The following is a 25,754-nucleotide window of genomic DNA, read 5'->3' as shown; positions in this document are numbered from 1 at the left end:
CGGCGTTCGCCGGAGACTCTCACATCGGCGCGCATTCCGTGGCGAACAGCCGTTCCGCGAGGAAGTCGACCAGCACGCGGACCTTGGGCGAGAGATGACGGCTCGATGGCCAGATCAGGTTGAACTGGCCCGGTGCATCGAGATGCTCGAAGAGCACCGGCACGAGCGTACCCGCCTTGAACGAAGCTTTCGCGAGGAAGTCGGGCATGCAACCGATGCCGAGACCACCCGTCACCGCGCCGCGCAGCGCCTCCATGTTGTTGCACGTCATGACATGATCGACCCGCGGCTCAGGCTCGCCACCGGGCTGACGTAGCGGCCAGACCTGAAGCTTGCCCGAGTTTGGATAGCGGAAGGCGATGCCGCGATGGCCGGCCAATTCGCGCGGGCAAAGGGGTGTTCCATGGCGTTCCAGATAGGCAGGCGATGCGCAGAGCAGCAGTTGGAACGGACGCAACGCCCGTACCATCAGCCGGCTATCGGGCAATTGCCCGCTGCGGATCGCGATGTCGACGCCCTCTTCGACCAGATCCACGATGCGATCGGAGAAGTCGAGGTCGAGACCAATGTCCGGATACAGCGCCATGAACTCGGGCAAGACTGGCATCAGAAAATGATAGGCGATCACGGGACAGGATAGACGAATACGACCCTGCGGCGCCTCGCGTGTGCGCAGCAGGCTTTCATGCGCATCGTCGAGATCGTCGAGGACCCGCCGGCATCGCTCGTGAAAGGCACGCCCCTCCTCGGTAAGCCGCAAGCTGCGGGTCGAGCGCTGGATGAGCCGCACTCCAAGCTGATTCTCCAGCTTCGTCACCGCCTTGCCGACCGCAGACGGCGACAGGCCGAGCACGCGCCCGGCCGCGACGAAGCTACCAAGATCCGCGGTGCGGACGAAGGCTGACAGCCCGGTCAGACGATCCAAGACAGCACCATTCGAGCATTTCTTTCCATTCAAGGAGGACGCTTGGCCCGCTTATCGATCATTCGAGCCTCATTATACCAGACGAAGCGCGGAACCACTCCGCTTCTTTATGCTGAACATACAGGCTCGTCATGACCGAACTTACCTCTGCGCCGCAGGACGGCGGTCGCCCAGCCCTCGCCTTGCTCGCCGTCTGCCTCGCGGCCGTCGCCATGCCGCTCACCTTCACGGGAACCGCCGTGGCCTTGCCCGCGATCGGCCGTATGCTGGACGGTACGCCGGTCGCCATGGCCTGGGCGACCAATGCCTTCATGCTGACCTTCGGGTCGGGACTGATGGCGGCCGGCGCCCTTGCCGACAGCCATGGGCGGCGGCGTGTCTTCCTGTTCGGCGCAACAGGTTTCGCGGTGACGTCGCTGGCGCTGGTCTTCGCGCCGAACATCCTCCTCTTCGATCTCCTGCGTGGCGGGCAAGGACTGGCGGCCGCGGCGGCCTATGCAGGCGGTGCGGCAGCGATCGCGCAGGCATTCGATGGCCGGGCGCGAATGCGCGCCTTCAGCCTCGTCGGGACAAGCTTCGGCGTGGGCCTGTCACTCGGGCCGATCGTCTCCGGGCTGATGATCGAGACTTTCGGCTGGCGGTCGATCTTCCTTGCCGTGGTCGCCTTCGCGACGCTCGCCCTCGTGATCGGAAGCGCGACGCTGGCGGAAAGCCGGGACCCTGCCTCGACCGGGCTCGACCGGCCCGGGGCGGTATGCTTCACCGCCATGCTGGCGCTCTTCACCTATGGCATGTTGCTCGTCCCGGAACGCGGCTGGGGCGACGGGCTGGTGGTCGGTGCGCTCGCCGGGGCTGTCCTCTGCCTCGCTGCGTTCATCGGTATCGAGCGACGAATTGCCCGGCCGATGCTCGACCTGTCGCTGTTCCGGTATCCTCGCTTCGTCGGGGTCCAATTGCTCGCCGCCGCGCCAGCTTATGGGTTCGTGGTCCTGCTCATCCTCCTTCCCATCCGCTTCGTGGGTATCGAGGGGATGAGCGAGGTCGCGGCGGGCGGGCTGATGATCGCGCTGTCCTCGCCGCTTCTCGTCCTGCCGATGGTGGCGGGGATGCTGACGCGCTGGTTCCCCGCCGCCGCGATCTGCGGCACCGGGCTGTTCGTGTCGGCGGCTGGACTGGTGTGGCTGGCGATGACGCCGGTCGGTGCGCCCTCACTCGCCACCGCCCTGCCGATGCTGGTGATCGGCTGCGGGATCGGCCTGCCCTGGGGCCTGATGGACGGGCTCGCGGTCAGCGTGGTTCCGAAGGAGCGCGCCGGTATGGCGACGGGTATCTTTTCGACCGTGCGTGTCGCCGGCGAAGGAATTGCGCTGGCGGTTGTCGGTGCGGTCCTCGCCATGCTCGTCACCGCGCGGATCGGTGCGGCCGGATTGTCCGGCGATGCGCACAGGGCGGGACAGCGTCTCGCAGGCGGCGACTTCGCCGGGGCGCGCGCACTGCTGCCGGGAGCGGAGCCAGCCGCTATTATCACCGCCTATGGCGACGCCTTCGGCTGGCTCCTCGTCCTGCTTGCAGGCGTCACTGCCACGACGGCGGTCGTCGTCATCCTCTTCCTCGGTGCGAAGGAGCTACCGGCGTAACCGTTGCAGGATGTGAACGAGGATCACCTGCGCTCGTCGCCTCGATGCTGTGCGGGACCACCACGGGCGTCGCGACCTTCGACATCGTCACCGCGCATCTGACCCGCGCCTTAGGCTGGCGCCAAGGCGCGATGGCGACTGCTTTGTCGTGCTCCTGCTCGCCACCACGCTGGTGGTGCCAGTCGTCGGCATCGCAGCGGCCGTTATGATGAACGAGCATCCCGTTTCCGATGTTGCCACCAAGGCTTAAGATCAGTTGTCGCCTGCCAAGCAAATTGCCAAGCCGTTCCGTGTATCACACGGCTTCCGGATCAGAGTTCTAAGCTTGTCTCGGTACTCAGCTGTTCGGATCAGGTCAGGCAGCTACCGGAACGATCGGCTTGATTGCCACGCGATTGAGGACTTGCGTATAGATCGCGGCTTCACCAGCCATTTGCAGTGTTATAACCAGCGCGAAATTGACGGCGGCATCGAGATCGTCGACCTCACGCTGGACATCCAGTTCGAAGAAGCCGTCTCCGGCGATTGCGGCAGCCTTCTCGCCGTCCCAACGACGATGCACCACAGTTCCCTTGTGGGCCTGTTTAGGATCGGGCTGCGTGCCACACGCCTTCACGCCGGCGGCGCCAAGCTGGCCCGGCTCGACGATCTTCATCCTGACACCCCGGTAGGCTACGGCTCCCGGCTTCGGCGGAGTGAACCAGGCGAGGGTCGCGGATAGCCCGTGCGGCTGTGCCTTGCCGCTCATGGCGGCCGGCCACGGGATCCGGAAACGCTTGCCTTGGTCGGAGTTGAGTGTACCGACCGCCCATAAGGTCGCACGATCATCGGCGCAGTTGACGATCAGCTCGGGATCGTAGGCGCCGAAGCCGATATAACGGCGCACATTATCCTTCTGCCTGTAATGCTGGCGATTGTCCGACGGCCCCAGGATTTCGATCAACAGGTCGCGCGCCTCGGTCCAGCGAGCCCCGTGAACAAGCAAGGCCTTGAGGAGCGCAGCGCGTTGCGCGCTCGGGAGGGCGACGAAATCAGGATAGGCCGCCTCCAGCGCTTCGTGCGCCCTGGCAGCGACACCGGTCGCCAACGCAGCTGCGACGCTGGTGCCGACGGTTCGCGCGACCACATTGGGGCTGAGGGAGGTGGCGGTTGGTGGTGCGGCGACGGCTATCCCTCCGAAAATGGCTGCGTTGGTGGTGAGCGGCTGCAGCCGATGATGATCACCGGCCGGATCCACCCGCACATGATGCCGGCCTCCAGGTGCAAGGATTTCGGGCTTGGTCGCCCCGCGATAACCCGGCCCGAGGCCGCTCGAGATCGTGCTGAGACCGGTCCCGTTCCAAAGGTCGAACGTGGGGGGCGTGACCGGGTAAGGGTGTTCATAATGATCGGCATGCAGGGCGCCGACGGTGATCGCGTTGACCGCCTCGGCGGGCGCCAGGATGCGGCGTGTGGCGATCTGCGATGCACTGGCGCGAAGCAAGACGCGGATTTTCTGCGGCATGTCCAGCGCTTCGAACGCGCCAGCGGTCATATCCCGGGTTTCGACGTGGGCGTGATGATTGCCGGCGCTGATGACGAACAGCACACCGTATTTGCTCGCCAGATAGTCGACGACGCGTGCCCACCCGGACATGCGATTGGCAAAGGGCTTGTTCGGATCGCCGAGTGAAGCGTTGATGACGATCACATGGGGTGCTGTCGCGTCGGCCCCTTCGCGCATGCGCACCAGTGCTTCCTCGAACATATCGGCCGGCAGCCGATCGGGGAAGCGCTCGGGACGCGCCGGGTCAGCCGTCGCATAGAGCATGTTGACGAAATGGACGGGCCGTTCGAGCGGCCGGTCCCAGGCATTGTTCAGGTCACCATGGACCACCGCAGACGCCATCGCCGTGCCGTGCTTGCGGGGTCCGACGGCGAGCGGTTCGAGCTCGAACGGATCGTCGACGCTGAGCGTGCCAGCCAGGCGCGGATGCCCGGAAAGCGGAACGGCATCGAAGATCGCCGCGATCGGATCGCCGACGAGTTCGGGCGCATCGCCGGCGGGAAACCCGGCAACCTCTTCCATCGAAACCGACTGGAAAATGCTTTGCGGACGAATTTGCAGGATTGCTCGGGAGCCGGCCAGGCTGGCCGGATCGCGGGCAAGCGCGTCGCGTAACGCCTCGGTCGGAATGTCGGTGAGCAGCGCATGATAACCGGCGCCGTCGATACGCGAGCGGGCGATGATCACGCCGCGAACGGCGGCGATGCCGGCCTGTGCTTCACGCTCGGCAACGGCGGCGTTCACGCGGAAGACCAGCTCGATTTCGACCCGTACCGTCGGCTGGCCTGCCTCGACTTCTGCGGTCAGGACATCCACGTCTTCGGGCGCAATGCGATCCTGCGGCCCCCAGGGCCGGATGTCACGCAATTGGGAGAGCATCGCTTTCCAGGCGCTGAACCGTGGTGGAACGGTGCCGTCTCGCTGCCAGCCGCGCCATAGCGTGACGATGTTCCGCAGCGCGCCCTCGGAGGGGACCATGAGGTAGGCGGCCGGGGCCTTATCAAACTCGTCCTCCTCCAGATCCTCCGCGCCGAGGAATTCCAGGCCTGGAACGAGGCGGACCGCCTGTTCGAATTTCAGGATGCCGCCTGTCAGTTCGAAGACGAGCAATCGTTCGGGCGCGAGAGCATCGGGATCGGCGCGCAGTTGCAGTGCGGGCGTGTTCGCTTCCAGCTGTTCGCTGAGGCGGGTCAGTTTCCGGCCGGCGGGCGTCTGCGCCTGATCGCCGGGCTCGAGCTTACGCGGAATCGGGATCCCGTTGCCCGTCCGTCGCCCGATCGCTGTTGCTGCCCCCAGGCGCAACAGCGGTTGTTCCGGTGGATTCGCCATCTCTCTCCGGTCTTACACGCGTTTTCCAGAGCCGAAGCTCCTGCGCGAGAATGCCTTTCAGCATCTCGCCCCCCTGCAACAGAATATGCCGCCGCCGGATATTCTGACAGAATTCAAACACCTCGGCAAAGCTCGTTCGGCCCATTTGGGTGGCAACCGCCTTGGCCGTCATGCCCGGACTCTCCGGCCACGCGCTAAAAAAGCGGTCGATCAGGATCGCCATTCCGTCGCGCGTCGGCAAAGGCATATCGATCCGGAGCTGGAAGCGCCGCCAGACCGCCCGGTCGAGCAGTTCGGCATGGTTGGTGGCAGCGACCACGATCACATAGCTCGGCAACTGATCGAGCTGCATGAGCAGGAACGACACGACCCTCTTGATCTCGCCGGTCTCATGAACGTCGCCCCGTTCCTTGCCGACCGCGTCGAACTCATCGAAGAACAATACGCATGGCGTCGCGCGCGCATATTCGAAGAGGCGTGCGAGCCGCGCGTTGGTCTCACCGAGATAGGCGCCGACCAGCGCATCGTAACGCACGGTAAGGAGCGGAACGGCAACGGCCTCCGCGATCGCCTCCGCGATCGACGTCTTGCCGTTTCCTGGCGGCCCAGAGAGCAGCACTCGGTGCCGGGGCTGCATCCCCTGCGCGCGTAACAGGTCCGCGCGGCGCTGCTCCTCGATGAGCTGGCGCGTGAGCTGTTCAGCCGGCAGCGTTAGGATCAGGCTCTCGAGCGTCGCCCTCGGCTCGGTTTCGATGACGAAGTCGCGTCCCGCAGCACTCGGACGTCGCAATTCGCTCGACGTGGTGACCGGCACCGATTGGAGTGCGCGGTGGAGGCGGTCAGCCAGCACATTATGGCTCTTGGCACGCTCCTCCGCCACGAGCGCCTCGACCGTTGCGGTCAACGAGGATCGATCGCCGGAAGCGCCTGCCTTGATCAGGGAAACAAGGAGATCACTTCGTGCCATCGACCGTTTACCACCACCCTTTCGCCCTGTGGGCGAAGACTAACACGCGCGTGCCGAACTGTGAATCATTTTCGGAACAAACGCCGAATGAAGGCTAAACGTCCGTATGCCAAGCCCGTTCATCGAGACCCGTCCCGCCTATCGGACATCGACCGCGCTGAGTAGCGCGATCGAGCTGGAAAGAGCAGACGATCGGACAGATAGAGACGTTCGAAACAAGGCCAGCAGGCTGAAGGCTGTCGGCTCGTGCAGCTCGAACATCTTTCCAGTTTGATCGGTCAGCTGCACACCGGTCCTTCGACAGCCGGAAGCCAGTGCGGACGGCCACTATAGCAGGTTTGCAGCGCAAGAGATTCAACTAGTCTCATGCCGACCAGCCGTAAGCGCCGTTGTTTTTGGTATGGCAACTTTGATCGGGACCATACTCGGAACCCGCATTCGCAAGCCGTCTACTGCCCCTCTCCGCTGCGCATCCTATTACTATCTAAGCTTTTTCTCTGAAGACAACGACCGCTTTCAAAGCCAACTTAGGGAGTTGTATGATAAAATCTTGACGTCATATGAATACCGTGTACGATTAATGGCTAAGGGAGCAGAATATTGGAGGGGATCTGATGCTCGTATCAGGAGTTTATCGGCGCGACCTATTTCGGTCAGCGGTCGCAACGACAGTTACAGCATCTTTGATGTTGTCATATATCGGTCCTGCCGCGGCTCAGACCACATCGGACATCTCAGCGCTTAATTTCGCGCTCAACCTCTCGTATCTTCAAGGACAATTCTTTAGTTATGTCGTGACCGGCGGCGCTGTGGCAGCGCAGATTGGCACGGGAGCTATCGGTGCCGTTACTCCCGGGCGCAAGGTGAAGCTCGACGACGCGACTACCGCGCTTATCACTGAGATCGGCAATGACACCCGCAACGTCGCGACCCCGATGCGCGTCATCATTGGTGCGTTGGCGATCGGGCAGCCCGCGCTGGACATAACCGGCGGCACGACCGGCCCTTTCGCAACCGTCATGCAGCAAGCGGGTGTAGTCGCAACGGGCGCGAGCTTCGACCCCTACGCATCCGAAGAAAACATGCTGTATTCAGCCTTCTACCTGAAGGATACCGCGCTCGCGGCCTATCGCGGACTACTACCTTTGCTGACTAATCGGGTCGTAGTACAACTTTTTTGCGGGCTAATCGCGACCGAGGCCCATCATGCCGCAGTGATCCGCGGACTTTTGTATGCCCGAGGTGCAACGGCGGCGCAAATGCGGACCAACGCGGACAAGATCGCTGCATTCCGTCGTATGCTCGGCGGCGAGAAGGCGGGATACGGCATTTCCGGGTCGACGCGAACCTATACCGGCCCGTCAGGCGCGGCGACAACGGTGAAACACTCTAACGTCACATCGGCTGATAACAACGGCGAAGTCGGGCAGTGCACGCCGGAACAGGTACTTGCGCAACTCTATCTCAGCCGCACCGCAGCCACTCAGGGCGGGTTCTTCCCCGTTGGCGTGAACGGGACTTTCCGCACCAGCGCCAGCATCTGACGCTCTACACGGAGGAGCATATTATGAGACTGCATGAGGTCGATCCGGGAAACCCGGATCGCGAAATGCTGGCGCGTCGCCGCGTCCTGCAACTGGGAAGCGGTGGCGCCGTCGTCAGCCTGCTCGCGGCGCTGGCTGCCTGCAAAAACGACGACCAGTCGCCGCTGGCGAATACGCCGACGCCGACACCGACTGGCACGTCTACTCCGTTTGCGACCGGCACCCCGACGATCCAGGCACTGAGTGACAACGACTTGTTGGTGCTGATGCTGCAGTTAACCTATCTCCAGGGCGAGTTCTATTCGCGGGCCGTGCTTGGCGTGCCGTTGCCGGCAACTTTGGTCGGCGCGGGTGCAGGAACGGTGAACGGACCTCGTCAGGTCACCTTCGCCACGGACGCGTTGGGCGACATGTTCCGGGAGATCGCCTTCGAAAAGATCGACCAGGTCACCCGCCTGCGTGGCCTGCTCGGCGCTGCCGCCGTGGCTCGGCCCGCGTTGAACCTCGACGTGACCGATGGCGGCGCTTTCACGCAGATCGCTCGCGCGGCCACCATCGTCACTGGCTCCGCGACTTTCGACGTCTATGCGAGTGAGAATCTCTTCCTGCTCGGTGCCTTCGTTCTCGAGGATATCACCACCGGCGCCTATAAGGGCGTCCTACCCCTATGTCAGGCCTCTGCGATCATCGTTCCACTCGGCGGCCTGCTGGGAACATCTGCGCAACATACCGCGATGGTGAGGACGCAGATCTATCTGCGCGGCCTGACGAGCGGCAGCACGCTGCGCCAGAACGCGATTCGGCTGAGCGACGCGCGCGACAGCTACGATTCGTCGTTGGATGACGATCAAGGCGTATCCGGTGGCACCGCAACGGCGCCGACAAGCGTCGCGAACATTACCAACGCCGATGGCGAAGGCCTGATCTATGGGCGCCCGCCCCAATTGACCGTCAACGTTGTCTATTTGACCCGGGCGATTGCGACAGCAGGCGGCTTCTTCCCGTCCGGCCTGACGGGCGCGATCGCGACAAGCGCGGCCACCTGAAGGCTGCGGTCCTGTCGAGAAACGATGACGAACGCAGCGGAGGGGACGCTGCGAAGCAAAAAGCGTGAGGGGATTTACCATGCAGATGCAATTGCTGGGGCGCACGTCGCTGATGGTGCTGGCGGCCGCGACATGCCTTACAGGCGCCGACGGCGCGCAAGCCAAGCCTTTAGGGCAGACCAAGACAGCGGACCGTGACGCAGCCAGGGCTCGCGCGAAGGCGGAAAAGGAGAGCGAACGCGAGCAGCGCGAGCGCGCGGCCGAACGCGCAGCGGAAATTGCTAATGGCGATGATCCAGGCGGCGACGTCGTCGTCCGGGGCATCAAAGACAGTCTCGCCGAGGCGCGCAATCAAAAGCGGGATGCCGATCAGATCGTCGACGTTATCAGGGCCGAGGATGTCGGCAAATTGCCCGCCAATACGGTGGGCGACGTGGTATCCTATATTCCAGGCATCCAGGTAGGGCGCGACGAGGGTGAGGTCAGCGACATCCAGCTGCGCGGATTGGGCGGCGTCCAAACTACGGTCAACGGCACCGAATCGTTCTCGTCGCTTGATCGCAACACGTTCATTCAGGATCTTCCCGCGGACTTGGTAAAGAGCATTGAAGTCTATAAAACGTCGACACCATCTCAAGTCGAAGGATCCGGCAGTGGTTCGATCAACATCAACCTGCGTCGCCCGGTCGACTTCAAAAAGGGACTAAGCGTATTCGGAATCGCGACCGGCCGTTATAACAATCAGTCAAAGAAGTACTTCCAGAATTACACCGCGATTGTCAATTACCGGGTGGATACGCCGATCGGGCAAATGGGATTGTTGCTCAACGTCACCTATAATAGCAATCCTTTCCTCGAATCCCGTGCCTTCAACGATCCGCTCGGCACGGTGCAGACCCGCCAAGTGACTGGCCCGCAGATTCTGCCATTTCCAACAGTCGCGCCAAACCAAGTCGCCTTCCAATATAACGTCGGCACACGAACGACCAAATCCTACACCGCCTCGGCGCAGTGGAAGCCCACCAACGAGTTATCGATCGTATTGGAGGGCAATTACAACGCGATCCGTGTTCGTCGGACCGTCAACCAACTTTATATGCCAATACTGACTCAGGCAAATTCTTCCAACACCCTCCCCGCTCTAAGCAACATCTCTCTCGTGCCCGGAACCAACCGCATAGGATCGGTTACCGCATCCCCCGTGACGCAGGTCGGCCCAATCAACTTCTCGCAGGATGTTTTTACCGATCAATATTACGGCCGCTTCGGAGTCGATTACGATACCGATTTCTTCTCGCTTAACACAAAATTAAACTATAATTATGCAAGCTCCCCCGTCAGCGAGCAGACGATCCGCAACCGGTTTGTCAACAGACCCGTCTATGATGTAGAATTTGCGAGCGATCGGTTCAAGTTCCCCCAGTTGAACCTGAATTTCCGCAATCTCGATCTGCTCGATCCGAACCAATACCGCTTTTTCCAGTTCGACGAGAGCAAGCGAGTCAATAAAGGTAGCTTGGTGGAAGCGCTTGTCGATCTGACACTGCGCCCCAAGATGCCGTTGATCGACAACATCCAGATCGGCCTTCGGGTCGCCCATCGCACCTTCGACCGGCAGAACCGGAGCCGCTCGATCTCGGGTCTGTCGATCCCCGCGGACCAGATGCCGGACGGGTACAACAACCTCGTTGCGATTGCGCAGGGTTTCGAGGGAACCGGGGTCGAAAACAATGCTCGCTGGCTTGGTTATGATCGTGAGGTCGCCCGTTCGAACCTACCGCTGTTGTACAGCTATCTGGCCGGGATAGAGCAGCAGCGCGGGGTGAAGGCGCCGCTTTTCGCTCAACAACTCGGTCCACTTAGCCAAAGCGACTTCTTTAATGGCGCCGAGGATGTGATCGCGTTCTATGGGCAAACGCGATACAGCCTCGAATTGTTGTTCCCAATCGACGGTGTCATCGGCGCTCGTATCGTGAACACAATGCTCAACCTGAATGGGTTCAACCGAGTCACACGCGCGCAGATTGTGAACGGCGTTAATACGACGCTGGTAGGTTTCGAACCCACGGCGGGGCGCACCAACGCGCTTGACGTCAATCCCAGCGCCAGCATGAACATCCACTTTCTGAAGGACTTGCAGCTTCGACTTGGCTATACATCCTCGATCGTACGTCCGCGCTCCTACGATCTTTCTCCTTATCTTAATTTCACGGACACCGCGTCAGGCGGCGGGGCAGCAGACGGCGGCAACCCGAATCTGAAGCCGCAGCAGACAACCAAGTTCGATGCCTCGCTCGAATATTACTTTGGCCGAACGGGTATTCTGACGATCGCACCTTTCTACTGGAAATTGTCGGGATTGATTGGCACGTTCCAGAGCCTGGAGTTTCTTGATAATTATCCAAACCCCTTCACGGTCAACCGTCCGATCAATGCGGGTGCAGGATATCGCCGAGGCGTCGAGGTTCAAGGACAAACGTTCTTCACGTTCCTGCCGGGTATCCTCGCCAATTTCGGCGTCAGTGGTAATTTTACTTATGTGGAATCGAACCTGAACTATCCGGCACGAGAGGGCGTGCTCAACTTGCCAGTAGGGAACGTTCCGATCGCCGGCACGGCGCCGAAATCCGCAACGATCATGGGATTGTTCGAACGTGGCGGAATGAGCGGTCGATTCATCTGGAATTGGCGCGACAAATTCATCACGACGATCCGCAATCCTTTACGTAATTCCGACTACATCCTGCCATTTACCTGGATGGAGGCGAACGTCAGCTATCGCTTTACAAAGGGGTCCCTGAAGAATTTAAGTGTCGGAGCGCAGGCACAGAACTTAGGTGCTAGCGCGCGCCGGACCTTTTACGGATATCCGGATCAGCCGAATGCGGTCGTTTATATGGCGCGCACTTATGGTTTGAATGTGCGCTACAATTTCTAGGACTAATTTATTAATGTCAGCGTAGCAATCTGATGCAGGTTCGGCAAAGAGATCAGCTTGCCCCCCCCCTCGATCGCGATGCCGAAAAGAAGGGCGATGCGGTGCTGACGATCCCAGGCGCGGCGCGCGAGGCAGCTCGGGCTGGCAGTGCGGCTGAGTGCGGCATGGCCCACGCTCGACAAGTGAGAATCGTAGGCTTGAACGGACAGCGCTTCAGGGCCAAACGGGTCTGATATTCAACCCGAATTCTATGAACCAGATTGCCGGGGCGCACGGCCGCGTTCTCGAGCTGGCGGCAGGCAATGGCTCGAAGAGCCGCGCGCTCGCAACTCGCGCGCTGCGGCTCGACGCGACCGAGGCGACAGCAACGGGGGCGCAGCTGGTCGCCGCGGCGCTCGCTGGTCACGGCATGCGCACGCGTGCGGTCCGGCTGGCGGTGCCCGGCCGCTTTGCTCGTGCACCCTATGACGCGGCGATGGTGGCCGAGTTGCTCTACTACCTAATGCCACGCGCCATGACCCAGACAGCGTCTGACGTCGCACGTGCACTCCGCCCCGGCGGCACGCTCGTGCTTGCGCACCACCGGATCGACTTCCATGGCTTTGCTCAGCACGCAGCTCATATTCAGCTGCGATTTCTGGCTCAGACAGGCCAACGCTGGCACGTGAGAAGCGTACGACGCACGATGCGCTGGATCGTCCTCGCGTGTTGCCCTTCTTAGTCGCAGGGTGATCGTCTTAGCGTTGCTCGGCCGAAATGAAACTAGGCGCCTGGAAGGAGATCAGCGCCGCGACGTCTTCTCAGATGTTTCGAAAAAAGATTACACTCGGACACTCATCACACAGGTGTGCCTTTCGAACTGCAGGCCTCGGTTCATCTGCAAAGGGCGCAAGGCTTCAGGCGGACGATAGAACCATCGCAATTCTTAAACGCACGACAGTCATGGCCAAGCCAGCAGTCAAACTTCAGCTATGAACGAGCAAAGGGGGCTTCTACTGGCGTCAAAAGGCAATACCTGAGACGTCGATTGTACAGACCGTCGCAGCTGATTGGTGCTCATCCACATCAAACGGATACGCGATCTCGACCCACTGCGCCTCCGCATCCGACGTGCCGGCGTAGAGCAGTGTCGTGCCGCCCGCCTGTTCGATCCCGGACGAGAAGACGACGTCGATCAGGTCCGGGCGCTTGGCCGGGCCTGCCGCGAATTGATCACGTGTGGCGATAATCCTATAGTCGCGCCATGTATGGGTCGCGGGATCGAAGATGAAGGATACGGCATAATAGCGCCGCTTGCCGTAGAGGATGTCCTGCTCGAAATAGGCCGCGTGCGCGATCACGCCGATCTCGCCCGATGCCAGCAGATGCGCCTCGTTCGCGCCGCCCCAGTCGAGCGGATGGAACATGTCGTCGAGCATCGGCGCCGCCTCGATCGCGTCGATGCTCAGCGCATCCAGATCCGCGACCTCCGTGTAGCCGATCGTGCCGCGGCCGCCCTTTTCGCCGCGCGGTCGGGTGAAGATCGCGACCCGCCCGTCGGCGAGTTCGCAAAGCCGGATGTCCTTCATCCCGATCGGACCGGCGAAGAAGGGACGGAGATCGAACACGTCCGCGCCGCGATAGAAGACGGTGTGCCAGATCGGTTGCGCCGGCCGCAGGTCGACCGCCACGCCGCCGAACACCAGCTCACCGGCGATCTCGGTGACGAACGGGTCCTGTAGCCGGAAGCGCGGCGCACCGTTGATCGGGTGCCAGAGGCCGTCCTTTTCCTCGAAGAAGATGGCCGTCGACTCCTCGCTGTCGCGCGGCTCCACCCGCCCCGCGATCACCCGCCGGCCGGCGGAGCGGAACGGCGCGGAGATGTTGTAGACGTCGCACTCCCCCACCCCGGTGAAGCGGAGCTTGCCCGTGGCCGGTGCCTGGCCCGCCGTGTCGGCGGCGAAGGCGTCGGCCAGTGTCTTGACGCGAATGATGCTCTCGCGGGTCACGACGATCTCCTGAAATCCTGAATGATCTGCGGCGTCACACGCCCATCGCCGCCCACAGCTCGGGCAGGGCCACCGTGCCCAGCGCCATCACGCGGTCCGCCGCGCCGTAATAGACGTACAGCGCGTCGTCCCGGATCGTCGCGCCGCAGGTGAACAGGACATTGTCGAAGAAGCCGGTCACCTCATAGGGTTCGGCCGGTCGGGCGAGCGGCCGGCCGAGCCGGGCGCGAACGATCCGCGGGTCGTCCAGATCGAGCAGCAGCGCGCCCAGACTGTAACGCTGCTGCGCATCGACGCCGTGGTAGATCTGCAACCAGCCCCTGTCGGTCTCCAGCATCGGCGCACCCCCGCCGATCTTGCTGGCCTCCCAGCCGCCGGGCACCGCCCCGGCGAGCCGCTCGTGCCGCCCCCAGTGCAGCAGGTCGGGCGAGCGCGCGATCCAGATTTCCGGTGTGCCCAGGTGTCGCGGTGCCGGGCGGTGAAGGCACCAATATTCGCCGCCGATCCGGCGGGGAAACAAACACACGTCGCGATTGTCGGGCGAGAAGATGAGGCCGAGCCGCTCGACGCGCCGGAAATCGTCGGTGACCGCGAGCCCGGTGGCGATGCCGAGGTCCGACACGGCGGTGTAGTTGATGTAAAAGCGCCCCTCGATGGCGGTGATCCGCGCGTCCTCGCACCCGAACCGCTCGTAGCGTGTGGACGGGAACAGGAACGGTGCGTCGTCGATCGTGAAATCGGTGCCGTTCGTACTCCGCGCGAGGCGCAGGTGCGACATGGAGGTGAGGTACACCTGTGCCGGATCTGCCCGCAGCACGACCATGCGCGGATCGGCAAAATCATACGCCGGATCGTCGCGGCGGAGGCTTTCGACCGTGCACCGCCACCCAGCGCCGTCCTCGGCCAGCAGCGGCACGCGCAGCTCGCCCGGCGCGGATGCGGCGACGCTCTCCGCGACGCGCACCAGCATGATCGTCTCGTCGCCGACCTGCACCACGCCGGCGTTGAAGGCGCAGTCGACCCGCCAGTCGGGCCGGCTGGGTCGCACCTGTTCGGGGACGATCAGCGGATTGGCCGGCGAGCGTTTCAGCAGGTCGTGCGGGCGGTCGAAGGTCATGACACTCACTTGAGGCTCAGCGCCATGCCCTGAAGGAACTGGCGGCGGAAGAGGAGGAACAGCAGCGCGAGCGGCAAGGTCTGTAACACCGCACCGGCCATCACGGGCCCGGCATAGCCGCCATATTGCTTGCTGAACGTCGCCAGCAGCACGGACAGCGGCATCCGGTCGGCTTCGGAGATCGCGATCAGCGGCCACAGGAAATTGTCCCATGTGCCGGTGAAGGTGAAGAGCGCGACGATCGCGATGATCGAGGTGTTGAGCGGCATGACGATCTTCGTGACCGTCTGCCACAGGCTCGCCCGGTCGAGGCGCGCCGCGTCGAAATATTCCTCCGGCATCGACCGGAAGGACTGCGACATCATGTAGATGCCCCAACCGGACATCATGAACGGCAGGATCAACGCCGCCAGCGAGTTAAGCAGCCCCAGTTCCTTCACGAGCACGAACAGCGGCAGGATGAACATGGTGGTGGGTATGACCATCTGGAGCAGCAGGAAATCGCCGAACAGCTTGCGCCCGGGGAAACGCAGCCGCGCCAGCGCGAAGGCGATGAACGCGGAAGTGACCAGCACCGACGCCGTCACGCTCAGCGTCACCAGCGCCGAGATCCCCAGCGCGGCGAGGAACGGTCGGTCGAGCTTGTCGGCGGTCGCGAACAGGAAGCGGAAGTTGTCGAGCGTCCAGTCGCCCGCGAACAGCCCGGTGGTGTAGATCTGGGCGGTCGGCTTCAGCGCGGCGGTCACCATCCAGACGAAGGGATAGAGCCAGGTGAGCGCAAGCGCATAGATGGCCACCGTCGCCAGCCAGCCGCCGGGCGTCTTGGCGCGGAACAGCGCCGACATCCGCATCCTCATGCGATCACCACCTTCTTCTCGAACAGTCGCCGCGCCAGCACCACCAACAGGTACGAGCCGAGCGAGATGACGATGCTCATGGTCGCCGCGTGGCTGGGTTGCAGACGGCGGAAGGCGGTTTCGTAGATGATCATCTGCGGCGTCGCGGTGCTGTCGGCCGGACCGCCGCCGGTGATCAGATACGGCTCGGTGAACAGCCCGAACGCCACCAGGATCGCGAAGGTCAGCACCATCATCAACTGCGGGTTGAGCATCGGCAGCGTGATGCGGACCAGCCGTGTCCACCGCCCGGCGTGATCGAGCCGCGCGGCGTCGTAAAGCTCGCGCGGCACGGTCAGCAGCCCCGAATAGACGATCAGCCCGTAATAGCCGACGAACTTCCATGCGACGACCAGCGCGATCGCCAGCATCGCCAGCGTCGGGTCGTTGGTCCATGGGATGCGGACGCCGATCGCGGCGTCGAGCGCATTGTTGAGCGGACCGGTCGAACTGAAGATCTTGAGAAAGACCAGCGACAGCGCGACGCCGGACGACACGTTGGAAAGCAGGAAGCACAGCGCCACGAACGCCCGCCCCCGCCCGACATGCTGCAGCCCGAACGCCACCAGCAACGCGCCGCCGAACGCGATCGGCAGGTACAGCGCCAGGAAGCGCACGACATTCCACAGCGCGCCGAGGAATTGCGGGTCCTGCGCCGTGCGGACGAAGTTGCGCGCGCCGACGAACACCGGCTCGTCGAAGAAGCGCCACTGCGTGACGGACAATTTGGCCAGCCAGAAGAACGGATAGGCCCAGAACAGCGCGGTGAACACGAGATAGACGCCGACGAGCGAGAGCCCGACGATCGCCTCGCGCGACAGGCCGCGCCCATCGTTTCGCCAACGGATCATGCCTGCGCCTCCAGCATGCGATCGGTCCGCTGCACGGCGGCAGTCAGCGCGACGCGCGGCCGCTGCTGACCGGTCATCAGCGGTTCGATCAATTGCGACCCCATGATCTTCTGCACGTCGATCGTGTACTCGGACAAGGCCGGGGGACGCGCGCTGGCGACATGCTCGGCATAGGCGCGGCCGATTGCACTGCTGCGATAGTAGCCGGCGAAGCGCGGGTTTTGAAGCAGATCGCCGCGTGCCGGCGACAGTCCGGTGCGCTCGAGCCAGAGCAGGTTCAGCGCCTCGTCGCCCAGCACCCAGGCGAGGAAGTCGAACGCCTGCTGCTTGACCCGGCTGTTCCGGAAGACGACGACGCCCTTGCTGTCCGAAAAGGTCGAGGCCGGACCGGGGGTCGGGGTGGCGGCGACCATCGGCCCGACGACGATCCGCGCCAACGTGTCGGGATAGAGGTTGGCGAACCGCTCGACATCCCAAGGGCCACGGACCGCGCCCGCGGCGAGGCCGGTGACAAGCGGCTCCTCCGCATCGAAGTCCATCGCCGTCCAGCGTTCGCGAAACATGCGGTCGATAAACGTCGCGACCTGAAGCCCGGCCGGGTTCGCATAGAGCGCGTGCGCGCCGTCCAGATAGGGCTGTCCGCGGGATGCGGCATAATAGAAGGAGATGAAGTCGAACCAGCGGTCCTGCCACGAACGCCCCGCGATCACCTGCATGCCGTAGCGCGACCGGCCCTTCGTTCCTCCATAGCGATCGGAGAAGCGGTAGACCTCGTCATAGGTGCGGGGCGGCGCGGACAGACCGTGCGCCTCCAGCAGATCGGCGCGCCACCACAGCAATGTCGGACTCGAATAGATCGGCAGCGCGAAGACGCGGCCACCCTGCGTCCAGCCCGGCATGATCGCATTCATGTGCCGGCGTTCGACCAGCTCGGCATAGCCGGGCATGGCGGCCAGATCCTCGACCTGCCCGAGCGTCGCCAGCTGCACCGCGAAGCCGGAGAAGATGTTGGTCGACAGATCGGGCTCGGTGCCGGCGACCAGCGCCGACAGCACGGTGTCCTCCGAATTGCCCGCGGTCGGAATGGTGGTGAACGTCACCGGCAGGCCGCGGCCGAGGACGTTCCAGCGCGCCACCGCGATCTTCCAGAAGCCTTCCTCCGCCGCGTTCGGGCCGACCCACAGCCGGATGCGATCGGCGTGCCGTTCGCTCGTCCGCGGCGCGCAGCCGGCCAGCAACGCCGCCGCGCCGTAGCGGAGCAGGTCGCGCCGCGCGATCACGGCAGCGGCGTGCCCTGCATCGCGGTGAGCGCGAGCAGCGCCTCCACGGTCGACTCCGCCCCGGCATTCCTGTTGACCTTCGTCGCGTCGACGATTCCGTCGAAGGCGCGGCCGGTCGCCGGGTCGTACATCCGCTGGCGCGCTTCATTGTCGCCAGCGAACCACGCCGAAAGCCGGCGGGCGAGATCGCGGTAGCGCGTGTCACCCGTGACGCGATGCGCCTCGTCCGCGGCCAGTACCATCGGGCTGATGCCGTAAGCGATCTGGGGAAAGCGCGCGACGTCGTAGGCCGCGGTCCGATCACCGGTTCGCCGCAGCGCAAAGCTCGACAGCATGCCGGTGCGGAGCAGGTATGGGTAGAAAGTGTCGATCTCGACCAGCGCGCTCCGTGTGAAATCCTGGCGGTCGAGCAACGCACCGGCGCGCAGCAAGGCATAGGCCTGCGCATTGCCCCATGCATGCCATTGGTTGCGCCAGCTGAGATGCGCACCATAGGGGAAGCTGTTCCTGTCGCCCGCCTGCATCGCGACCAGCCCCTCGCCGGTCCGCGCGATCAACGCGCGCGTCCCAGCGTCGCCGGTCCGCCGGTAATGCGGCATCAGTCCGAGCAGCGCGGTCGAGGCGGCATCCGCGCCCGAGCCGAACGGCAGCCAGTCGGGCGCCGTCACGCCGGCAACCATCGTCGTCCCCGCGCGATCGACCGGCAGGTCGCGCTTGAGATTTGCGACCAGCCGGTCCGCCGCTGCCCGCGCGCGACGTGCCGTCGTCGAATCCGCCGGCAATTTCTGCAGCGCCGCCTCGAGCCCCCAGAGCGCGCGCAGCGACCACCAGTTCAATTCGGCCAGAGAGGTTCGATACGTGCGATTGATCCGCCCGCCGGCCCAGATGAAATTGTGGAAATAGCCATTTTCGGCCTGCATCTTCAGCACGAAGCGCGTCATCAGGTCGAGTTGGCGGGCGCGTGCCGGCGTCAAGGCCGGCATCGCCGCCAGCAGCACCATGCCGCGGGCGACATCGTCGACACAGGCATAGCCTTCGTTCGGCTCGATCGCGAAGCGATAGTCGGGCGCCTCGCTGTAGATGCGCAGCACGCCCACCCTTTCGCCGTCAACCACCGTTTCGGCAGACAGATGATCGAAATGGGCGAGAGCGACCGTCTGCGCGGCCGCAGACGTTGCGCGAACGTCGAGCGCCACCGCTTGCGGCCGGGCATGGGCGGGCGGCGCACCGGTCGCGACCAGCGCGACGGCAATCCCGAACAGGGTCCCGCGCAGACATGTCATCAGGTGCGATCCACCTCCCAGATGCCGATCTTTCCGACGGCTGAGTTTATCGATAAACATCGGCGGTTGTCGGTGTCAACCCGGACCGCTAAGGACCGGCAAACGGCGGCGGAACCGCGGGAGAGGATTATGGCGCGGGCCAAACGGGCCACATTGAAATCGATCGCGTCCGATCTGGGCGTCACGCATACGTCGGTGTCGAACGCCTATAACAACCCGGCGAAAGTATCGAAGGCGCTGCGCGACCGGATCATCGCGCACGCGCGCGCGGTGAATTATGAGGGGCCCAACCCCGCGGCGCGGTCGCTGCGCACCGGTCGCTGCGGCGCGATCGGCGTGCTGTTCAACGACCAGTTGAGCTACGCCTTCACCGATCCGCACGACATCGCCTTCCTGCGCGGCATCTCGTCGGTGTGCGAGGACGAGGGCGCGAACATCGTCCTGATCCCGTTGCAGAACAAGCGACCGGAACAGCGCGACCAGCTTGCGGCGATCGTCGACGGCTTCATCCTCAACGCACCGTATCGCAGTCATCCGACCATCCGGCAGGCGCTGGCGCGCGGCTTGCCGACGGTGGTGGTCGACTTCGACGCCCCCGAGCTTTCGAGCGTCCTGACCAACGATCGCGCGGCGATGCAGGCCGTGGTCGCGCATCTGCTCGCGCTCGGGCACCGCCATTTCGCCATCGTGACCTTCCCGCGCGAGGAAGGCACCGGCGACATCCGCTCGCTCGAGGACGATTTCTCGGACGAAAGCTATGTCGTGCATGAACGAATGGAGGGGTGTCGCGACGCCGTGGACGCCGCCGGCGTCCCGCGCAGCGCCGTACTGGTCTGCGAAACCACCAATTGCGAGGACGGCGGACAGCGTGCCGCCGCGTGGCTGCTGCGCTGTCGGCCGGAATTGACCGCGCTGGTCTGCTTCTCCGACCGGCTGGCCTATGGTGCGCTCGCCGGCGCTGCCACCCTTGGCCGGCAGGTGCCCGCGACGCTCTCTGTCACCGGCTTCGATGGTATCGATCCGCCCGGCAGCATGTCGCCGGGATTGCGGCTCACCACCGTTCGCCAGAACGCCTGCGAAAAAGGACGACGCGCGGCCGAAATCCTGCTGCGCCCCGACAAGGAGGGCACGACTTCGATCGCGATCGAGGCCGAGTTCGTCATCGGCGACACCACCGCTACGGCACCGGATACTGGCAAAAAATGAGCGCCCTCACCCTTTCCGACCTTCGCAAATCCTATGGCGGCGTAGACACGATCCACGGCATCGATCTGGAGATCGCGGACGGCGAGTTCGTCGTGCTGGTCGGCTCGTCCGGCTGCGGCAAGTCCACCGTCCTGCGCATGATCGCCGGGCTGGAGGACGTCAGCGCCGGGACCATCCGCATCGGCAACCGCGACGTCACCCGCGTTCCCGCCGCCTCGCGCGGCGTTGCGATGGTCTTCCAGTCTTACGCGCTCTATCCGCACATGACGGTGCGCGAGAACCTCAGCTTCGGCCTCCGCAACATGCGCACGCCGCGCGACGGGATCGCGCAACAGGTCGCTCATGCCGCAACGATCCTAGAACTCGACACGCTGCTCGATCGCCTGCCCGCGCAACTATCGGGAGGACAGCGACAGCGGGTCGCGATCGGCCGCGCGATCGTCCGCGAACCCGCGCTGTTCCTGTTCGATGAACCCTTGTCGAACCTCGACGCCGACCTGCGCGTCCGGATGCGGCACGAACTCGCCAGCCTGCACAAGCGGCTGGGCGCCACCATGGTCTACGTCACCCACGACCAGGTGGAGGCGATGACATTGGCCGATCGGCTGGTCGTGCTGGATCGCGGCCAAATCGCGCAGGTGGGGACGCCGCTGGACGTGTATCATCACCCGGCGAACGTCTTCACCGCCGGCTTCATCGGCAGCCCGCGCATCAACCTGCTCGACGCCACCGTTCTGAGCAAAGACGGCACCGAAGCATTGATCGAGCTGGCGGGCGGAACGCGCTTCGTGGCTGCGGCGGACGGGGTTGCGGCGGGCGACAGGCTGACGGTTGGTCTGCGCCCCGAACATCTCGGCCTAACAGCCAATGCCGAGTGGATCGCGCTTGAAATGCGCGCCGACGCGGTCGAGGCGCTGGGTCATTCGACCTTCGTCTACGGCACGATCCCGGGCGCGGGTGAGTTTCGCGCCAAGTTCGACGGACACCACGCGGTCGCGGTGCCCGGCACCCTTGCGCTCTTCGCCGATCCGGCGCGCGCGTTGTTGTTCGATAGCGCCGGTCAAGCCATTGCCCGGCGGCAGGTTGATCGTTAAACAGACATCATAATTATGTCTGACGCTCACTTAAGATGGGCCGGACACATATGGGAGAGGGCAGGATGGCAAAGGCTTGGTCACGCGCGTGCATGACGGCGTTGGCGACGATCTTCGTCGCGGTTGGTGCAAGCGGCGCAATGGCGCAGGAGCGTCGCGCCGGCCCGGAAGACGCCCGGATCAAGGATCAACCAGCCGCGGCGGACCAGACCGAGCCCGCAACACCGTCGACCGACGCGGGTGCCGAGGACATCGTCGTCACGGGCCTGCGCGAAAGCCTGCGCCGCGCGACCGACATCAAGCGCGCCGCCCCGAACATCGTCGACTCGATCGTCGCCGATGACATTGGAAAGCTGCCCGACCAGAACATCGCCGAGGCGATCCAGCGCATTCCCGGCGTCACCATCTCGCGCGACAATGGCGAGGGTCAGTTCATCACCGTCCGCGGTCTGGGTCCGGCGTTCAGCACCGCGCTGTACAACGGCCGCGTGCTGGCGACCGAGAACCAGGGACGCGAATTCTCCTTCGACATCCTGCCCGCGGAGTTGATCAACCGCGTCGACGTGTCGAAGACCCCGACCGCGGCGCAGTTCGAGGGCGGCATCGCCTCCACCGTCGATATGTACACCGCACGGCCCTTCGACTTCGGCAAGACGCGCGCGGTGCTGTCCGTGCAGGGCAATTACGACAAGCTACGCGGCCAGGTTTCGCCGCAGGCGTCGGGGCTGTTCAGCACGACGTTCGCCGACGACACGTTCGGCGTGCTGGCCGCCTTCTCCTATCTCGATCGCAAGATCGCGGGGCAGCGCATCTTCACGGACGGGTGGGAGGCGAACCAGAGCCTCGATCTCAACAAGGATGGCCGTAACGAATTCACCGGCGTCTCACTGCCGACCTATGTCGAATATGGCGTCAACAGCACGTCGCGAAAGCGGTTCTCCGGGATCGGCACGCTCCAGTGGCGCCCGTCCAGCACGTTGCTGCTGACCGTCGACGGGCTCTATTCGAAACTTGACGTCAACGACGACAACAAGGTGTTCTTCGTCTACGGCGGTCCCGGCGACATCACCGCCGCGACGGTCGACGCAAACAACACCGTCACCAGCTACACCGGAATTGCGTCCGGCCCGTTCATCACCAACCAGATCCGTCCGCGGCTCGCGCAGACGTACCAGATCGGCGGCAATCTGGAATGGAAGCCCGGCAACGGATTTTCGGGGTTCGTCGACGTGTCGTGGTCACGCGCCTCCGACGACACCGGCGGCAATCAGGCGTGGTTTGAGTCTAACCTGTCCGGTGTCAATTACTCGCCCGCGACGACGCAGTTCAGCCTCAGCTCGAAGGGGCTGCCGGTCTACAGCAATCTCGGCGATTTCACCGACACGTCGAACGCGCGTCTGGGCTACATCACCTATGAGGGGGTGAGCGTCGATGATGAGATCTTCCAGGTCAACACTCAGGCAAAGTATGAAAGCGCGGGCGGCCTGCTGCGCGGGATCAGCGCGGGCCTGAACTATTCGGACCGAACGAAGGGGCGCGAGTCGACCAAGACGCCCGATGCGCTGCAAAGCGTCTTCGGCGGCGTCCGCGTACCGCAAAATCTGTTCGGCAAATCGGCCGATGCGCGTGACTTCCTCGGCCTCGACATGTTCCCCGATGGCTTCCCCGCCTATGCCGCGGGCGACGTCGCGGCCTATCTGTTGACCGATGCCGCCATCAACCAGACGCGCGATCCCACGGCGACCCGCGCCGCGCTGGCGGCGAACGGCGGCACGCTCGACGTCGTGCTGGTGCCCAGCAACAGCGGCACCGCGCGCGAAAAGACGATCAGCGCCTTCGTCCAGGGGTCGTTCGGCGGCGAGCTGGGTTCGCGCAACTGGTCGGGCAATGTCGGCCTGCGCTGGACCAGAACCAACGTCACCTCGACCGGCTTCGGGCAGGAGATCCTCAGCATCGACCAGCCGGGCCCGGGGCTCGATCCGGTGGTCAACCTCTCGCCGGCGCAGCCGCTGGAGGAGAAGGGCAATTACGGCCAGTTTCTGCCCAGCGCGAATGCCAAGATCGACGTCGTTCAGGACGTCATCTTCCAGGCGGCGGTGGCGCGCACGCTGACGCGCCCGACGCTCAGCGACCTGCTGCTCATCCGCAACATCAACCCGCGTCCGCGCGAGCGCGCCATCACCGACGGCAATCCGGGGCTATTGCCGCTGATCGGCTGGAACTACGACGTCGCGCTGACCTGGTACATCGATCGGGCCAGCTATCTTAGTGTGGCCGGATTTCAGAAAGACCTGCGGAACCTGACGGAGTCAGTCACCACCAATATCCAGATCCTCGGCTTGGATTTCCGGCGTACCCGTCCGGAAAACGTCGGCAACGACCGCATCCGGGGCGTGGAATTCTCCGGCCAATACACGTTCAGCGGCCTGCCCGCGCCGTTCGACGGGCTGGGCGTACAGGGCAACGTCAGCCTTGTCGGTGAAGAGGGCAACACGTACAACGTGGTCGGCTTCTACGAAAAGGGGCCGCTGCAGATGCGCCTCGCCTACAATTACCGCGGCTCGTACGAGCTGACCGAGCGCGGCAATCGCGGACAGCCGGTCAATGTCGCGGCCTACGGCATCGCGGATGCGAGCATTAATTTCGCGCTGACGCCCAATGTCACGCTGTTTGCGCAGGGGCTGAACATCTTCAACGAAAAGACTTTCAACTACTCCGTCTTTTCCGAACGGGTCATCACCTACGAAACCTACGGCCCACGCTACGCGCTCGGTGTTCGAGCCACGTTCTAGAGGCTCAGCATGTTAGCTTGATTAGTGTAGGTTCGCTGCACGAGCTTGGTGCCACGCGAACGCGCCGATACGCACATTGATGGCGTGGTCGTGCCGTTGACCCGGATGCGAAAGCGGCTGCGGCTCGAGGCTGACGTTGCCGCCCGTCAGACCGGACAGGCCGTCGCGCGCGGCTGACGCCGACTTGCGATCAGCATTACCAACGCCACAGCCGCCATCGCGGCGCCCGCCACCGCGACGACAGGCAGGCCCAGCCCAGCCCCGATCACGCCGCCACCCAGCGCCGCGCCGATGGCATTGCCGAGGTTGAACGCACCGATGTTCATCGCCGAGGCCAGGTTCGGCGCGTCGGAGGCTGCGTCCATCACCCGCATTTGCAAGGGCGGCACGATCGCGAAGCTGGCAATGCCCCAGATGAGGATGGCGATCGCGGCGGTCACCGGCCATTGCATCAGCACGGTGAAGGCGAGCAGCGTCAGCGCCATGATCGCAAGCATGGACTTCAGCGCCCGGTCGACCGAACGATCGGCCAGCTTGCCGCCCAGCGCATTGCCGATCGTCGCGCCGACGCCGAACAGCATCAGCATCGCGGTGACATAGCCGGTCGAGCCATGCGTCACATCGCGCAGGATCGGCACGATATAGGTGAAGACGGTGAAGACGCCGCCAAAGCCGATCGTGGTCAGGGCCAGCGCCATCACCACCGGCCCGCGCGTCAGCACGCGCAGCTCGGCGCGCATGTCGCCGCCCTCGGCAGCGGGGAGCGCTGGCAGCGCGAGGCGCAGCGACAGCATTGCGATCGCGCCCACGCCCGCGATCCCGGCAAAGGCGGTGCGCCAGCCAATCGCCTCGCTGACCCAGGTCGCCGCCGGCACGCCGCCGATGGTCGCGACGGTCAGCCCGGTGAACATCGCCGCCACCGCGGCCGCGCGCTTGTCCGGCGGTACGAGGCTGGCGGCCACTACCGACCCGACCCCGAAGAACGCGCCATGGTTGAACGAGGTGACGACCCGTGCCGCCATCAGCATCCAGTATCCGCCCGCCAGCGCGGACAATGCATTGCCCAACGTGAATATGCCCATCAACGCGATCAGCAATGTCCGCCGGTCGATCCGCCCGGTGGTCAGCGTCATCAGCGGCGCGCCGATCAGCACGCCCATCGCATAGGCGCTGACCAACAGCCCGGCGGCAGGGATCGACACATGCAGATCGCTCGCGATCACCGGCAACATGCCCATCGGCGCGAACTCGGTCACGCCGATGCCGAAGGCTCCGACCGCCAGCGCGAGCAATCCAAGGTTGAACTTCACGATCG

Annotated in this window: 18 protein-coding genes; 8 read left to right on the top strand and 10 right to left on the bottom strand. The window is 64.0% G+C overall.

All coding sequences use genetic code 11. From position 1 onward, the window contains the following. Window positions 1-19: 19 nt before the first annotated feature. On the bottom strand, window positions 20-925 hold the full coding sequence (locus PGN16_RS02030; RefSeq protein ID WP_335307741.1) for a LysR substrate-binding domain-containing protein: 906 nt from the start codon (window positions 923-925) through the stop codon (window positions 20-22). Window positions 926-1,056: 131 nt separating this feature from the next. On the opposite strand from PGN16_RS02030, the gene PGN16_RS02025 reads away from it, so the two are divergent. After that, window positions 1,057-2,562 carry an MFS transporter gene (locus PGN16_RS02025; RefSeq protein ID WP_335307740.1) on the top strand — a complete coding sequence of 502 codons (1,506 nt, stop codon included), beginning with the start codon at window positions 1,057-1,059 and terminating at the stop codon, window positions 2,560-2,562. Window positions 2,563-2,917: 355 nt separating this feature from the next. Here the strand turns inward: PGN16_RS02025 and PGN16_RS02020 are convergent, their stop codons facing one another. Beyond that, window positions 2,918-5,437: a S8 family peptidase gene (locus tag PGN16_RS02020; protein WP_335307739.1), complete on the bottom strand. Its 2,520-nt coding sequence runs from the start codon at window positions 5,435-5,437 to the stop codon at window positions 2,918-2,920. Further along, on the bottom strand, window positions 5,346-6,404 hold the full coding sequence (locus PGN16_RS02015) for an AAA family ATPase (protein WP_335307738.1): 1,059 nt from the start codon (window positions 6,402-6,404) through the stop codon (window positions 5,346-5,348). The genes PGN16_RS02020 and PGN16_RS02015 overlap by 92 nt, the downstream gene beginning before the upstream one ends. Window positions 6,405-7,090: 686 nt before the next feature. Between PGN16_RS02015 and PGN16_RS02010 the strand changes: the two genes are divergently transcribed. The 4 genes from PGN16_RS02010 (at window position 7,091) to PGN16_RS01995 (ending at window position 12,653) form a co-directional block, all read left to right on the top strand. After that, a complete protein-coding gene (locus PGN16_RS02010; protein WP_335307737.1) occupies window positions 7,091-7,948 on the top strand; it encodes a ferritin-like domain-containing protein in 858 nt (285 codons plus the stop codon). Window positions 7,949-7,971: 23 nt separating this feature from the next. Beyond that, window positions 7,972-8,994: a ferritin-like domain-containing protein gene (locus PGN16_RS02005; protein ID WP_335307736.1), complete on the top strand. Its 1,023-nt coding sequence runs from the start codon at window positions 7,972-7,974 to the stop codon at window positions 8,992-8,994. 79 nt (window positions 8,995-9,073) lie between these two features. After that, window positions 9,074-11,932, top strand: a complete 2,859-nt coding sequence (locus PGN16_RS02000) for a TonB-dependent receptor (RefSeq protein ID WP_335307735.1) — start codon at window positions 9,074-9,076, stop codon at window positions 11,930-11,932. 250 nt (window positions 11,933-12,182) lie between these two features. Then, window positions 12,183-12,653, top strand: a complete 471-nt coding sequence (locus PGN16_RS01995; RefSeq protein WP_335307734.1) for a class I SAM-dependent methyltransferase — start codon at window positions 12,183-12,185, stop codon at window positions 12,651-12,653. Between the two features lie 280 nt (window positions 12,654-12,933). On the opposite strand, the gene PGN16_RS01990 is transcribed toward PGN16_RS01995, so the two are convergent. Genes PGN16_RS01990 through PGN16_RS01965 form a run of 6 tightly spaced genes read right to left on the bottom strand, consistent with a single transcriptional unit; the run spans window position 12,934 to window position 19,347 of the window. After that, a complete protein-coding gene (locus PGN16_RS01990; RefSeq protein WP_335307733.1) occupies window positions 12,934-13,920 on the bottom strand; it encodes a DUF1861 family protein in 987 nt (328 codons plus the stop codon). 34 nt (window positions 13,921-13,954) lie between these two features. After that, window positions 13,955-15,037, bottom strand: a complete 1,083-nt coding sequence (locus PGN16_RS01985; RefSeq protein ID WP_335307732.1) for a glycoside hydrolase family 130 protein — start codon at window positions 15,035-15,037, stop codon at window positions 13,955-13,957. A gap of 5 nt (window positions 15,038-15,042) precedes the next feature. After that, window positions 15,043-15,894, bottom strand: coding sequence for a carbohydrate ABC transporter permease (locus tag PGN16_RS01980; protein WP_335307731.1), 852 nt, complete (start codon window positions 15,892-15,894; stop codon window positions 15,043-15,045). Further along, window positions 15,891-16,784, bottom strand: a complete 894-nt coding sequence (locus PGN16_RS01975) for a carbohydrate ABC transporter permease (protein WP_335307730.1) — start codon at window positions 16,782-16,784, stop codon at window positions 15,891-15,893. Before PGN16_RS01975 ends, PGN16_RS01980 begins: the two co-directional genes overlap by 4 nt. Then, a complete protein-coding gene (locus PGN16_RS01970; RefSeq protein WP_335307729.1) occupies window positions 16,781-18,064 on the bottom strand; it encodes an ABC transporter substrate-binding protein in 1,284 nt (427 codons plus the stop codon). The genes PGN16_RS01975 and PGN16_RS01970 overlap by 4 nt, the downstream gene beginning before the upstream one ends. Beyond that, window positions 18,061-19,347, bottom strand: coding sequence for a hypothetical protein (locus PGN16_RS01965; RefSeq protein WP_335307728.1), 1,287 nt, complete (start codon window positions 19,345-19,347; stop codon window positions 18,061-18,063). Before PGN16_RS01965 ends, PGN16_RS01970 begins: the two co-directional genes overlap by 4 nt. A gap of 153 nt (window positions 19,348-19,500) precedes the next feature. On the opposite strand from PGN16_RS01965, the gene PGN16_RS01960 reads away from it, so the two are divergent. The 3 genes from PGN16_RS01960 to PGN16_RS01950 all read left to right on the top strand — a co-directional run bounded on the left by PGN16_RS01960 (window position 19,501) and on the right by PGN16_RS01950 (window position 24,439). Continuing rightward, a complete protein-coding gene (locus tag PGN16_RS01960) occupies window positions 19,501-20,553 on the top strand; it encodes a LacI family DNA-binding transcriptional regulator (protein WP_335307727.1) in 1,053 nt (350 codons plus the stop codon). Continuing rightward, complete coding sequence (locus PGN16_RS01955; protein ID WP_335307726.1) at window positions 20,550-21,647, top strand: ABC transporter ATP-binding protein; 1,098 nt, start codon at window positions 20,550-20,552, stop codon at window positions 21,645-21,647. Before PGN16_RS01960 ends, PGN16_RS01955 begins: the two co-directional genes overlap by 4 nt. A 101-nt stretch (window positions 21,648-21,748) precedes the next feature. Then, a complete protein-coding gene (locus PGN16_RS01950) occupies window positions 21,749-24,439 on the top strand; it encodes a TonB-dependent receptor (protein ID WP_335307725.1) in 2,691 nt (896 codons plus the stop codon). A gap of 146 nt (window positions 24,440-24,585) precedes the next feature. Here PGN16_RS01950 and PGN16_RS01945 read toward each other — a convergent pair whose 3' ends face one another. Then, window positions 24,586-25,749 carry an MFS transporter gene (locus tag PGN16_RS01945; protein ID WP_335307724.1) on the bottom strand — a complete coding sequence of 388 codons (1,164 nt, stop codon included), beginning with the start codon at window positions 25,747-25,749 and terminating at the stop codon, window positions 24,586-24,588. Window positions 25,750-25,754 lie beyond the last annotated feature (5 nt).

Origin of the sequence: Sphingomonas phyllosphaerae (genome assembly GCF_036946485.1) — a bacterium.
Taxonomy (GTDB): Bacteria; Pseudomonadota; Alphaproteobacteria; order Sphingomonadales; family Sphingomonadaceae; genus Sphingomonas; species Sphingomonas phyllosphaerae_E.
Note: the sequence above shows the minus strand (reverse complement) of the source record. Positions and strands in the feature narration are given on the sequence as shown.